Origin of the sequence: Yokenella regensburgei, assembly GCF_003634235.1 — a bacterium.
GTDB lineage: Bacteria > Pseudomonadota > Gammaproteobacteria > Enterobacterales > Enterobacteriaceae > Yokenella > Yokenella regensburgei.
Genome location: NZ_RBIZ01000003.1, coordinates 1,495,135 through 1,507,533, shown reverse-complemented (window position 1 = coordinate 1,507,533; position 12,399 = coordinate 1,495,135). Strand labels below are relative to the sequence as shown.

Genomic DNA, 12,399 nt, shown 5'->3' with positions numbered 1-12,399 from the left:
CTGAGTCAGGTTCAGAGGGGATATCGGTCAGATGATGGAGCGCGACTCTTCAGCTTCTGGCAGCGTCACGTTGAGCTCCAGAATCGAGATATCGCCATCCTTCTGCTCCAGCTGTACGGTGACCATTTCCGGGTCAATCTGCACGTATTTGCAAATCACTTCCAGAATGTCCTTCCTCAGCTGAGGCAGATATTGCGGTTCTGCATCGCTACGGCGGCGCTCAGCAACGATAATTTGCAGGCGTTCTTTCGCGATGTTCGCGGTATTTTTTTTCCGCGAGAGGAAAAAATCCAGTAATGCCATAACTTATCCTCCGAACAGGCGTTTGAGGAAACCTTTCTTCTCTTCTTCCACGAAGCGGAAAGGACGTTCTTCTCCCAGCAGACGATCCACTGCGTCGTCGTAGGCTTTGCCTGCGTCCGAAGCGGTATCCAGAATGACAGGCTCACCCTGGTTGGAAGCACGCAGCACAGACTGGTCTTCCGGAATCACACCGACTAATTTGATGCGCAGAATTTCCAGCACATCTTCCATGCTCAACATGTCGCCTTTGTTCACGCGGCCCGGGTTGTAGCGCGTCAGCAGCAGATGTTCCTTGATAGGCTCCTGGCCGTTTTCAGCACGACGAGATTTGGAGGCCAGAATACCGAGGATGCGGTCGGAGTCACGCACGGAAGAGACTTCCGGGTTGGTGGTGATGATCGCTTCATCCGCGAAGTAGAGCGCCATCAGCGCGCCGGTTTCGATCCCCGCCGGGGAGTCACAGACGACGAAGTCGAAATCCATCTTTTGCAGTTCATCCAGCACTTTTTCCACGCCTTCACGGGTGAGGGCGTCTTTATCGCGGGTCTGCGAGGCTGGCAGGATGAACAGATTCTCAGTGCGCTTGTCCTTGATCAGCGCCTGGTTCAGGGTAGCGTCACCCTGGATAACGTTAACGAAATCGTAAACCACACGGCGTTCGCAACCCATGATCAGATCAAGGTTACGCAGGCCGATGTCGAAGTCGATAACGACTGTTTTCTTTCCCTTCTGGGCCAAACCAGTAGCGATGGCCGCGCTGGAGGTGGTCTTGCCAACGCCTCCTTTACCCGAAGTCACAACAATAATGCGTGCCATAGAAATTCCTTGTTAAAAAGGGATCAGTTCAACGATTGAACGGTCAAAGCGCTGTCTGCGAGCTGCAGGCGTGCCGCTTTGCCATAATATTCAGCTGGGATCTTGTCGCTCAGCCAATAGACTCCTGCAATGGAAACCAGTTCCGCTGCAAGGCTGGTGCAAAAAATTTGCGCTTCTTTATCGCCGGCTGCTCCCGCCAGTGCGCGTCCCCGCATCGTGCCATACACATGGATATTGCCATCCGCAATCAGTTCTGCGCCAGCACTCACATGGTTTGTAACAATCAGATCACAGTGTGGTGCATAAATGCGCTGACCGGAACGAACCGGCGTATCAATCAATCGCGTTTTTGTGACGGGGTTAACAACTGGCGCGGGGGCTGGCGAAATTTTCGCCGCTGGAGCAGCGCGGGCAACTTTTTCTTTCCCTTCAGTTAGTAAGGGAATGCCTGCGCGGTCAATCTCGGCTTTCAGTTCGGCATCTTTGCAGCCGCTGACGCCCATAATACGTAGACCAGTGCTGTCGATGGCGTCCTGCATCTGCAGCCAGTTTACCTTGCCGTCGATGGTACTGATGTTAACCACCACCGGCGCATGGCGCAGAAAAGCAGGGGCCTGGGCGATTTTGTCTTCTAACGCCTGACGAATAACCTCGGGTTTTGCTTCGTGCAAATGAACCACTGATAAGGTAAAGCTACTGCCTTTTAGTTCGATGGGCGTATTTGACATCCTGGCCTTACTCAATTTTCACTTTATCAGCCGCCGATGTGCGGTGATATTCCGAAGACTATCGAGCATGTTATATTCACTCATATATAGAGGCAAGTGACCACCCGGCTAATTCAGAGTAATTATCGCTATTTTTATCCCTTCGGACAGAATCATTCATTGTTTAGCGTGCTTTGTGAGTTCAGGGCAAAAAAAAGCCCGCACAGAGTGCGGGCAAATAATACTGGAAGCAATGTGAGCAATGTCGTACCGAATACCTGAGTGATTCGCTCAACTATTCGGTAATGAGAAAGATAATAGTTCTCATCTAAGATATCAACCCCAATGTTTATGTGAAAACGGATTTTTTTCTCAACGAGGCTAAAACGAGGGGGGATACCGTCCGGCAGGATACCGGACGGTAAGGAGCTTATGCTTTCGTGGCGGCTTTCATGTTCTGCACAAAGGTCTTCAGCTCACTCAGCATGAGCGCGTGGTTATCGACGTGCTTCTCGATGATTTTGACGATTGCCGAACCGGAAATCGCCCCCGCTGCGCCAGCGCTGAGGGCACCGGCTACCTGATCGGGTGCTGAGATACCGAAGCCCTGCAGCGGCGGAGCGGCATGGTATTCGGTGAGCTTCTCGACCAGATGATGCAGCGGTAACGCCGCGCGGTTTTCTGCTCCGGTAACGCCCGCTCGGGAGAGCAGGTAAGTATAACCGCGGCCATAAGAGGCAATCTGGCGCAGCAGGTCGTCGTCGGCGTTCGGTGGGCAGATGAAGATAGGTGCAACGTTGTGGCGCATTGCCGCCTGGCGAAACTCCGCCGACTCCTCAACCGGCACGTCGGCAACCAGTACCGAATCCACACCCACACGAGCGCATTCGGCATAGAACGCGTCAATGCCGCGGTTAAACACCAGGTTGGCATACATCAGCAGGCCAATCGGAATGGTCGGGTGTTTCTGACGAATGGCGGCCAGCATTTCAAAACACTGGGTCGGCGTGACGCCAGAAGCAAATGCGCGCAGGGTGGCATTCTGAATCGTCGGGCCATCCGCCAGCGGGTCAGAAAACGGGATCCCGAGCTCCAGCGCATCTGCGCCTGCTTCAATTAGCGTGTCGATAATTTTCAGCGACTGCTCCGGTGTTGGGTCACCCAGCGTCACGAAGGGAACAAAGGCGCCTTCCTTGCGGGCTTTCAGTTGTGCAAACAGATTATCGTAGCGTTCCATCAGATTTCCCCTCGCGCTTTCAGAATGTCATGAACGGTGAAAATGTCTTTGTCACCGCGGCCGGACAGGTTGACGACCAGCAACTGCTCTTTCTCCGGGTTTTCACGCATCATTTTCAGCGCGTGTGCCAGGGCGTGAGACGACTCCAGTGCCGGAATAATCCCTTCGTGGCGGCTCAGCGCTTTGAATGCTTCCAGCGCTTCATCGTCGGTAATGGAGACATAATCGGCGCGACCAATGCTGTTGAGGTACGCATGCTGCGGCCCGACCGACGGGAAATCAAGACCCGCAGAGATAGAGTAGGACTCTTCAATCTGCCCTTCGTCGGTCTGCATCATCGGCGATTTCATGCCGAAGTAAATCCCTGTGCGACCATGCTTGAGCGGTGCCCCGTGCTCGCCGGTTTCAATCCCGTGACCTGCCGGCTCAACGCCGATAAGCCCAACGGAGGTATCATCGATAAAATCGGCGAACATCCCGATGGCGTTAGAACCACCGCCGACGCAGGCGATAACCGCGTCCGGCAGGCGACCCTCTTTTTCGCGGATCTGTACTTTTGTTTCTTCACCTATCATGCGCTGGAACTCACGCACGATGGTCGGGAACGGATGCGGGCCCGCCGCGGTACCGAGCATGTAGTGCGCCGTTTCGTAGCTGCCAGACCAGTCGCGCAGCGCCTCATTGCAGGCATCTTTTAGGGTGGCGGATCCGCTGTGCACCGGGATAACTTCGGCACCCATCAGGCGCATACGGAACACGTTCGGCGACTGACGTTCAACGTCTTTGGCACCCATATAGATGCGGCACTTGAGGCCGAGCAGGGCGCTTGCCAGGGCAGAGGCCACCCCGTGCTGACCCGCGCCGGTCTCGGCGATGATCTCGGTTTTCCCCATGCGTTTGGCGAGCAGCGCCTGGCCAAGCACCTGGTTGGTTTTGTGCGCGCCGCCGTGCAGCAGGTCTTCACGCTTGAGATACAGCGTCGTGCGGGTACCTTCGGTCAGGTTACGGCATTTGGTCAGCGCCGTCGGACGACCGGCATAGTTTTTCAGAAGAGAGGTAAATTCGGCCTGAAACGCCGGATCCTTCTGTGCGCTGACAAACGCCTCTTCGAGCTGGCGCAGGGCTGGCATCAGGATCTGCGGCACGTACATGCCGCCAAACTCGCCGAAATACGGGTTAAGTAATGTGCTCATTATTGCTCCTTAATATGCGCGCAGCGTCTGAAAAACCGAGGCCATCAAGCTTTTTGATTTAATACCTGGTTGCGACTCTACACCTGAATTGAAATCAAGTCCGGCAGCACCGCTTTTAGCGGCTTCTACACAGTTATCGGGGCTAAGACCGCCCGCCAGCATCACGTTGCTGAGGTCGGCGCCGTTCAGTAATGACCAGTCAAAGCGCTGCCCGCTGCCGCCCTGGCCGTTGTCGAACAGATAGCGATCGACGTGGTTCAGATTGCGGGCCGGAAGCTCGTGATTAACGCTGAGCGCTTTCCAGATTTGAATCTGTTCCGGCAGAGCATCACGCAGGGTATCGATATAATCCTGCGATTCGCTGCCGTGCAGTTGAACCGCGGTCAGCTGCAGCGAGCTTGCAAGCTCAACCAAATCTTCAATGGGCGCATCGCGGAATACGCCAACGTAGCTGAGCGGCGCCGCCTGGATAATTTCACGCGCCTTTGTCGCATTCACCGCGCGCGGTGAGCTGGCAACGAAAATCAGTCCGCCATAGATGGCACCGGCTTCCTGGGCGGCCTGGGCGTCCTGTGGGCGGGTAAGACCGCAGACTTTATTGTCGCCGAGCAGCACCCGGCGCACCGCGGCGTGGAGGTCGTCGTGCGACATCAGTGCAGAACCAATCAGGAAGCCGTTCGCATAGTGGCTCAGCTCACGCACCTGGGCATAGGTGTTGATGCCGGACTCGCTGATCACCGTTACCCCATGACCCAGACGCGGCGCCAGCTGGCGAGTACGGTCGAGATCGATGGAGAGATCGCGCAGGTCGCGGTTATTGATGCCGACGACTTTTGCTCCCAGCGCGATGGCGCGTTCCAGCTCCTCTTCATTACTGACTTCCGTCAGCACGCCCATACTGAGGCTGTGCGCGACGGTAGCCAGCTGGCGATACTGTTCATCGTCGAGCACCGACAGCATCAGCAGGCAGGCATCGGCCTGGTAGAAACGCGCCAGATAAATCTGGTAAGGATCGATGATAAAGTCCTTACACAGCACCGGTTGCGGGGCAACACGGCTGACGATTGGCAGAAAATCGAAGCTGCCCTGGAAATATTTCTCATCGGTCAGCACGGAAATTGCCGAAGCGTGGTGCTTGTAGATGCTGGCAATAAAAGCCGGGTCGAAATCGTCCCGAATCACCCCTTTAGACGGCGAGGCTTTTTTACATTCAAGAATGAAGGCTGTGCGGGCACCCTGCAGTGCATCGTAAAAGTGGCGCTGGCTTGGTACCACGTCGTTCTGAAAACTGGCCAGCGGCTGCTGTTTCTTTCGTGCCGCTACCCAGATGGCTTTGTCGGCGACGATTTTCGCTAAAACGGTCTGCATCATTTACCCTCTTGCCGCAAGTGCGGTCACTCTGTCATAGGCTGCACCGCTGCGCAGCACGTCGAGCACGGTCTGGACGTTGGCTTTTAAGTCTTCATGGCCATGTAAACGTAGCAGCATCGCGACGTTGACGGCCACCGCGGCCTCGTGGGCAGCGTCACCTTTACCTTGTAATAAGCGGGTGAGAATGTCACGGTTTTCTTCCGGTGTGCCGCCCGCCAGCTGCTCCTGGCGATAGGGCGTCAGACCAAAGTCATCGGCGGTCAGCTGATAGCTGCTGATCTCCCCCTGATTCAGCTCGGCCACCACGGTTGGCGCGTGGAGAGAAACCTCATCCATTCCTCCGCTGTGTACGACCGCAGCCCGCTGATAACCCAGTACGCGCAGGGTTTCCGCAATCGGCAGCACCAGCTCCGGGCTGTACACACCGATCAGCGCCAGCGGCGGGTGCGCCGGGTTGATCAACGGCCCCAGCACGTTGAACAAGGTGCGGGTTTTGAGCTGTTGGCGCACCGGCATGGCGTGGCGGAAGCCGGTGTGGTACTTCGGGGCGAACAGGAAGCAGACCCCCAGCTCGTCGAGCGCATCACGGGACTTCTCGGCGTTCATATCCAGATTAATGCCGAAGGCGGCCAGCAGATCGGATGAACCAGATTTGCTGGAGACGCTGCGGTTACCGTGCTTTGCCACCTTCAGGCCACAGGCCGCTGCCACAAACGCGCTGGCGGTGGAGATGTTAATGCTGTTGCTACCGTCACCGCCGGTGCCGACGATATCGGCAAAAAGATAGTCCGGGCGCGGGAACGGGGCGGCGTTTTCTAAAAGCGCGGTGGCGGCACCGGCAATTTCGTTCGGGTGTTCACCGCGCACTTTCATACTCACCAGCGCCGCCGCCAGCTGTTCAGGCTTCACTTCACCCCGCACCACGGCGGAGAACAGTTGATGGCTCTCCTGCTGGCTCAGGGTCTGCGCCTGATACAGTTTCTCGAGGATCGGCTGGATGGTGTTAGCAGGTTCAAGTTTCTGCAGCGCCCAGGCCAGGGTCTGCTCCAGCAGGCGCGCTCCCTGGCTTGTCAGGATAGACTCCGGATGGAACTGGAAGCCGCACACGCGGTCGGCGTCGTGACGCACGGCCATCACCATGCCGTTGAAGTGGGCATTAATAGTGAGGCCTGCCGGAATGTTACTGCCAACCAGCGAATGATAGCGTGCCACCGGCAGCGGGTTTGCCAGCCCGGCAAACATCGCCTGGCCGTCGTGTTCAATGCTGGAGGCTTTGCCATGCAGGATCTCTCCGGCCTGACCCACATAGCCGCCGTAGGCTTCGACAATGGCCTGATGACCGAGACAAATACCGATGATGGGCAGCTTGCCGCGCATACGGGTCAACAGCTCTGGCATACAGCCCGCCTCGGACGGTGCGCCCGGGCCAGGTGAGAGCATCAGCACCGGGTTATCCATCGTCGCCAGTCGGTCGATCAAGGTCTGTGCCGGAACGTGGTTACGGTAAATCACCACATGGTGGCCGCTTGCGCGCAGCTGATCTGCCAGGTTGTAAGTAAAGGAATCAATATTATCGAGCAGCAGGATATCAGCCATCAGAACATCTCCTCGGCACGGTGGGCCTGAGCAATGGCGCGCAGCACCGCGCGCGCTTTATTACGCGTTTCATCGGCTTCCGCCTGCGGAATGGAATCCAGCACGACCCCGGCACCGGCCTGCACGGTGGCGATCCCGTTTTCGACATACGCCGAACGGATAACAATGCAGGTATCGAGATCGCCGTGGGCGGTGAAATAACCCACTGCACCGCCGTAGCTGCCGCGACGTTTGCCTTCGGCCCCGGCAATCAACTGCATCGCACGAACTTTTGGCGCGCCGCTGAGGGTGCCCATGTTCATGCAGGCGCGGTAAGCGTGCAGCACGTCGAGGTCTTTACGCAGCTCGCCCACCACCCGGGAAACGAGGTGCATAACGAAGGAGTAGCGGTCCACTTTGGTTAAGTCGGCCACGTAGCGGCTACCCGGCGTGCAGATCCGCGCCAGATCGTTACGCGCCAGGTCAACCAGCATCAGATGCTCGGAGAGCTCTTTATGGTCGGTACGCATTTCCAGTTCAATGCGGCTGTCGAGATCGCGGTCCAGCGAGCCGTCGGCGCGGCGACCGCGTGGGCGGGTACCGGCAATCGGGTAGATCTCAATCTGGCGTGAGGTGGCGTCGTATTTGAGAGAACTTTCCGGCGACGCACCAAACAGGGTGAAATCGTTGTCCTGCATGAAGAACATATACGGGCTGGGGTTGCTCTTTTTCAGCACATCGTAAGCGGCCAGCGGCGACGGACAGGGCAGCGAGAAGCGGCGCGAAGGCACCACCTGGAAAATCTCCCCGGCACGGATCGCTTTCTGCATTTTGCGCACCACGGCACCATACTGGTCGTCGCTCTGGTCAACTTCGCAACGCATCTGCGGGATCTCTTTGACCGGCAGCGCGGCAGGGGGTTCGTTCAACTGCTGACGCAGCTGGGCGATACGCTGGATTAAGCGCTGCTTTTCTCCGGCTGCGGGCGTAAACAGGCTCGCCTGAATGCGGGTACTTTTGCTCTGGTGATCGATAACCAGCAGGGTTTCGGCGAGATAGAAACAGTAGTCCGGACAGGCGCTGTCGCTCTCAAGCTGCGGCAAGTCTTCAAAACCTGCGACCAGGTCATAAGCAAACAAACCACCGAAGAACATGGCTTCGCGCTCTTCTTCGGGCACGGTGACCAGCTGTTGCAGCAGGCGGAAGGTGTCAAACACCGACGGCGAGCACAGGCGAGCGTCTTCATCAAGCAGAGCGCTGACCGGCGGGAAGCGCAGTACGCGGGACATCGGCTGGCGCTGGTTATCGACGCCGGCGGGTAAGGCCGCGTCAAGCAGAGCGAGCAGCGAGGCACCGTTTTCCGAGAGCGCCTGCAGGGTGACAGTATCGCCAAGCGCGATAATACGCAGGGCGCTGTCGACCAGCAGCAGGCTCTTTAAATCGTCTTTGCTGTCGATGTCAGCCGATTCCAGCAGCAGGGTGGCTGGACGTGCACCGCAAAGCTGGTGGAACAGTGCGGTCGGGTTTTCCCGGTAAATCGCATTATCGGTCAGAAGTTCGAGTGCAGGTTTTGTGGTTTGCATTATCTTTCTCGCCTGTTCTGGAATATGGTGTTCAAAAAAAAGCCCGCCGAAGGGGCGGGCCAGGTATCTGTATGCTGAGCGCAGACGCGATCACACGGCCCGTAAACAGGAAGTGCGCCACCAGTTGTGCAGAGTGCGGAAGTGCGTTTTCATTTCAGATACCTCATTGTGAACTTGCGTACTAGTTAACTAGTCCAGCGAGATAAAGTCAACCTCTGATTTCAGAAAATCCGCCTGAACCGTTATGATGTCGCACTGACCCCCACAGTTGTAACGGGAGCCACCTTGAGTGACAACCAATTTGCAGTGATTTATGACCTGCACAGCCATACCACTGCTTCCGACGGGCGACTGACCCCGGAAGCGCTCGTTCACCGTGCCCACGAAATGCGTGTTGGCACGCTGGCGATAACCGATCACGACAGCGTGGCAGCCATTCCAGCCGCCCGGGCAGAAATTGCCCGTGCCGGACTACCGCTGCGGCTTGTGACCGGCACCGAGATCTCCACCCTTTGGGAAAATCATGAGATCCACATCGTCGGTCTGAACATCGATATTGAACATCCGGCGCTGACGAAACTGCTCGAAGAGCAGCTTGAGCGCCGCCAGACCCGGGCGCAGCTTATCGCCGAGCGGCTTGAGAAAGCGCAAATCAGCGGTGCCTGGGAAGGGGCGTTAAAACTTGCCGACGGCGGCGTCGTAACCCGCGGGCATTTTGCCCGTTTCCTGGTCGAAGCCGGGAAGGCCAACAATATGGCTGACGTCTTTAAAAAGTATCTTGCACGTGGGAAAACCGGTTACGTTCCGCCGCAGTGGTGTACAATAGATCAAGCTATTGATGTGATTCATCATTCTGGTGGCAAAGCGGTACTTGCCCATCCCGGCAGGTACGATCTTTCCGCCAAATGGCTGAAGCGGTTGCTGGCATTCTTCGCCGAAAGCGGGGGTGATGCGATGGAAGTCTCGCAGTGTCAGCAGGCGCCGCATGAGCGCGCACAGCTTGCTACCTATGCCCGTCAGTATGGTTTGCTGGCGTCACAGGGATCGGATTTCCATCAGCCCTGCCCGTGGATTGAGCTTGGCCGCAAGCTGTGGCTCCCTGCGGGTGTTGAAGGCGTATGGCATACCTGGGAGCAGCCGCAAAACATAACCGAGAGGGAAGTATGAGTCAGTTTTTCTATATTCATCCTGAAAACCCGCAGGCTCGCCTGATTAACCAGGCCGTGGAGATCGTGCGCAAGGGTGGGGTTATTGTCTATCCGACCGACTCCGGCTATGCCCTGGGGTGTAAAATCGAAGAGAAGGGGGCGATGGAGCGAATCTGTCGTATCCGTCATCTGCCTGATGGCCACAACTTTACCCTGATGTGCCGGGATCTCTCTGAGCTCTCGACCTATGCGTGGGTCGATAACGTGGCGTTTCGTCTTATCAAGAACAACACGCCGGGTAACTACACCTTCATCCTGAAAGGGACAAAAGAGGTGCCGCGCCGTCTGCTGCAGGAAAAACGTAAAACCATCGGCATGCGTGTACCTTCCAACCCAATCGCTCAGGCGCTGCTTGAAACGCTGGGTGAGCCGATGCTTTCTACCTCGCTGATGCTGCCGGGGAGCGAGTTTACCGAATCTGACCCGGAAGAGATCAAAGATCGTCTCGAGAAGCAGGTTGACCTCATCATTCATGGCGGTTATCTGGGGCAGCAGCCGACGACGGTTATCGACCTCACGGAAGACTCGCCGGAAGTGCTGCGCGAAGGCGTGGGCGATGTAAAGCCGTTCCTGTAAAGTCAGCTGTCAGAGGGCGCCGGATGGCGCCTTTTATTTGCCTGCAATCTGGGGAGTTGGGTTGTGAAAATCGGGATGATGCCAGGAGTCCTGGCAGCCAGCGTGCTGCTCAGCGCCTGTAGCGTACATGAACCGGCACTGCCGGAAAGCGACCAAATTATTGACCTGCGTGTTAACGACAATGGCATGACGGCGGTGTCTCGCGATTACGTCTATTATTTCGATAATCAGCGCGGGCTGTATGACCGCTGGAAGGCGCTGTCGCAGGAGTACGGGAACCACGTTCGCGGCATGGCTATCCATTTCGAAGTGGACAAGCGTGACGTCGAAGCGCAGTACAACACCTGGATTGATGAAAAGGGGTTGAGCGCGCAGCAACGCCTGGATTTGACGCAGAAGTACGCCGCCGTACCGGCGAAAACCGCAGGGCAGCAGGTTGTCACGTTCCGCGCGACAGGGCACTGGGGCGAGACACGCAACTTCAGCCAGGACAGCAGTTTCCAGCAGATGAACCCGCCAATTACCGTCACCATCAGTGACAAAACGCGGGGCATGAACCCACTCTGGGTACCGGTGATGGTCCCGGCATTTCCATTCATCATGGTGTACGGCTGTGCCACCGGGCCCTGTGTTTGAGACGTAAGCGAAACAAAGCGGATTACAGCGCAGATAAAACGCTGTATAATAGCAGGCTGATCTTTTCATAAGTTATTGAAAATAATCGCATAATTACATCCCGACGCCTGGGAAGGCGACAGCTAAAGGAAGCTCAATGAGCGAAAAGTTACAGAAAGTCCTGGCGCGAGCTGGCCACGGCTCCCGCCGTGAAATCGAAACCATTATTTCTGCTGGCCGCGTGAGCGTGGACGGCAAAATCGCCACGCTTGGCGATCGTGTGGACATTGTCCCTGGCCTGAAAATCCGTATCGACGGGCATCTTATTTCCGTTAAAGAGTCCGCCGAGCAGATCTGCCGCGTGCTGGCTTACTACAAGCCGGAAGGCGAACTCTGTACCCGCAACGACCCGGAAGGGCGTCCGACCGTGTTTGACCGCCTGCCAAAACTGCGCGGCGCGCGCTGGATTGCCGTTGGTCGTCTGGACGTTAACACCTGTGGTCTGCTGCTGTTTACCACCGACGGTGAACTGGCAAACCGCCTGATGCACCCGAGCCGTGAAGTTGAACGTGAATACGCCGTTCGCGTATTTGGTCAGGTGGATGAAGCGAAACTGCGCGATCTGTCGCGTGGCGTACAGCTGGAAGACGGTCCTGCCGCGTTTAAAACCATCAAGTTCAGCGGTGGTGAAGGTATCAACCAGTGGTACAACGTGACCCTGACAGAAGGGCGTAATCGTGAGGTTCGTCGCCTGTGGGAAGCGGTTGGCGTACAGGTAAGCCGCCTTATCCGCGTGCGTTACGGTGATATCCAGCTGCCGAAAGGCCTGCCGCGCGGTGGCTATACCGAGCTTGACCTGGCGCAGACCAACTACCTGCGCGAGCTGGTAGAGCTGACCCCGGAAACCACCTCAAAAGTGGCGGTAGAAAAAGACCGTCGCCGTATGAAGGCAAATCAGATCCGCCGTGCGGTGAAGCGTCACAGTCAGGTGAACAGCAATAGCAGTAACCGTAACAACAACAGTAACCGTCGTTCCAGTACGCGAAACAACGGTAACGGTTAATCCCTTGAAAATCCGGCGAAAATTCGCCGGATTTTTCTTTTCTGCTCCTCCTCCTGTGATGTTTTTCACACTTCTGTATAAAGACAAAAAACAGGAAATGCCCGGACAAATAACGCAAAGTAGCGCTTCAGGCAACGCCATATACTGTCGAT

The 12,399-nt window shown here is 56.7% G+C and carries 12 protein-coding genes and 1 other annotated feature; of the genes, 4 read left to right on the top strand and 8 right to left on the bottom strand.

What is annotated here, in order from left to right:
- Positions 1-27 precede the first annotated feature (27 nt).
- The 8 genes from minE to C7387_RS07335 form a co-directional block, all read right to left on the bottom strand.
- Positions 28-303 (bottom strand): cell division topological specificity factor MinE, encoded by a 276-nt coding sequence (minE, locus tag C7387_RS07370; RefSeq protein ID WP_006819685.1) that lies wholly within the window; start codon positions 301-303, stop codon positions 28-30.
- A 3-nt stretch (positions 304-306) separates the two neighbouring features.
- Positions 307-1,119, bottom strand: a complete 813-nt coding sequence (gene minD / locus C7387_RS07365; RefSeq protein WP_006819686.1) for a septum site-determining protein MinD — start codon at positions 1,117-1,119, stop codon at positions 307-309.
- A gap of 23 nt (positions 1,120-1,142) precedes the next feature.
- Entirely contained in the window at positions 1,143-1,847 is a 705-nt protein-coding gene (minC, locus tag C7387_RS07360; RefSeq protein WP_006819687.1) for a septum site-determining protein MinC, read from the bottom strand.
- 409 nt (positions 1,848-2,256) lie between these two features.
- Positions 2,257-3,063, bottom strand: coding sequence for a tryptophan synthase subunit alpha (trpA, locus tag C7387_RS07355; RefSeq protein WP_006819688.1), 807 nt, complete (start codon positions 3,061-3,063; stop codon positions 2,257-2,259).
- Positions 3,063-4,256 carry a tryptophan synthase subunit beta gene (gene trpB, locus C7387_RS07350; RefSeq protein WP_006819689.1) on the bottom strand — a complete coding sequence of 398 codons (1,194 nt, stop codon included), beginning with the start codon at positions 4,254-4,256 and terminating at the stop codon, positions 3,063-3,065. The genes trpA and trpB overlap by 1 nt, the downstream gene beginning before the upstream one ends.
- A gap of 9 nt (positions 4,257-4,265) precedes the next feature.
- Positions 4,266-5,624, bottom strand: a complete 1,359-nt coding sequence (gene trpCF, locus C7387_RS07345; protein WP_038257977.1) for a bifunctional indole-3-glycerol-phosphate synthase TrpC/phosphoribosylanthranilate isomerase TrpF — start codon at positions 5,622-5,624, stop codon at positions 4,266-4,268.
- Between the two features lie 3 nt (positions 5,625-5,627).
- Positions 5,628-7,223 (bottom strand): bifunctional anthranilate synthase glutamate amidotransferase component TrpG/anthranilate phosphoribosyltransferase TrpD, encoded by a 1,596-nt coding sequence (trpD, locus tag C7387_RS07340; protein ID WP_038257913.1) that lies wholly within the window; start codon positions 7,221-7,223, stop codon positions 5,628-5,630.
- Positions 7,223-8,785: an anthranilate synthase component 1 gene (locus tag C7387_RS07335; protein ID WP_006819692.1), complete on the bottom strand. Its 1,563-nt coding sequence runs from the start codon at positions 8,783-8,785 to the stop codon at positions 7,223-7,225. The genes trpD and C7387_RS07335 overlap by 1 nt, the downstream gene beginning before the upstream one ends.
- A 33-nt stretch (positions 8,786-8,818) precedes the next feature.
- Positions 8,819-8,914: a sequence feature (Trp leader region), on the bottom strand.
- A gap of 156 nt (positions 8,915-9,070) precedes the next feature.
- On the opposite strand from C7387_RS07335, the gene rnm reads away from it, so the two are divergent.
- The 4 genes from rnm (at position 9,071) to rluB (ending at position 12,247) form a co-directional block, all read left to right on the top strand.
- Positions 9,071-9,952, top strand: a complete 882-nt coding sequence (rnm, locus tag C7387_RS07330; RefSeq protein ID WP_006819693.1) for an RNase RNM — start codon at positions 9,071-9,073, stop codon at positions 9,950-9,952.
- On the top strand, positions 9,949-10,569 hold the full coding sequence (locus tag C7387_RS07325; RefSeq protein WP_006819694.1) for an L-threonylcarbamoyladenylate synthase: 621 nt from the start codon (positions 9,949-9,951) through the stop codon (positions 10,567-10,569). The genes rnm and C7387_RS07325 overlap by 4 nt, the downstream gene beginning before the upstream one ends.
- Before the next feature lie 75 nt (positions 10,570-10,644).
- The gene (locus C7387_RS07320) at positions 10,645-11,205 is read left to right on the top strand and encodes a hypothetical protein (protein WP_006819695.1); all 561 of its coding nucleotides are present in this window, start codon (positions 10,645-10,647) and stop codon (positions 11,203-11,205) included.
- Between the two features lie 136 nt (positions 11,206-11,341).
- A complete protein-coding gene (rluB, locus tag C7387_RS07315; protein ID WP_006819703.1) occupies positions 11,342-12,247 on the top strand; it encodes a 23S rRNA pseudouridine(2605) synthase RluB in 906 nt (301 codons plus the stop codon).
- Positions 12,248-12,399: the final 152 nt, after the last annotated feature.

Bases quoted from the DNA above. Each gene is read 5' to 3' on its own strand.
- minE (WP_006819685.1), bottom strand. From the start codon at position 303: ATGGCATTACTGGATTTTTTCCTCTCGCGGAAAAAAAATACCGCGAAC.
- minD (WP_006819686.1), bottom strand. From the start codon at position 1,119: ATGGCACGCATTATTGTTGTGACTTCGGGTAAAGGAGGCGTTGGCAAG.
- minC (WP_006819687.1), bottom strand. From the start codon at position 1,847: ATGTCAAATACGCCCATCGAACTAAAAGGCAGTAGCTTTACCTTATCA.
- trpA (WP_006819688.1), bottom strand. From the start codon at position 3,063: ATGGAACGCTACGATAATCTGTTTGCACAACTGAAAGCCCGCAAGGAA.
- trpB (WP_006819689.1), bottom strand. From the start codon at position 4,256: ATGAGCACATTACTTAACCCGTATTTCGGCGAGTTTGGCGGCATGTAC.
- trpCF (WP_038257977.1), bottom strand. From the start codon at position 5,624: ATGCAGACCGTTTTAGCGAAAATCGTCGCCGACAAAGCCATCTGGGTA.
- trpD (WP_038257913.1), bottom strand. From the start codon at position 7,223: ATGGCTGATATCCTGCTGCTCGATAATATTGATTCCTTTACTTACAAC.
- C7387_RS07335 (WP_006819692.1), bottom strand. From the start codon at position 8,785: ATGCAAACCACAAAACCTGCACTCGAACTTCTGACCGATAATGCGATT.
- C7387_RS07325 (WP_006819694.1), top strand. From the start codon at position 9,949: ATGAGTCAGTTTTTCTATATTCATCCTGAAAACCCGCAGGCTCGCCTG.
- C7387_RS07320 (WP_006819695.1), top strand. From the start codon at position 10,645: ATGATGCCAGGAGTCCTGGCAGCCAGCGTGCTGCTCAGCGCCTGTAGC.
- rluB (WP_006819703.1), top strand. From the start codon at position 11,342: ATGAGCGAAAAGTTACAGAAAGTCCTGGCGCGAGCTGGCCACGGCTCC.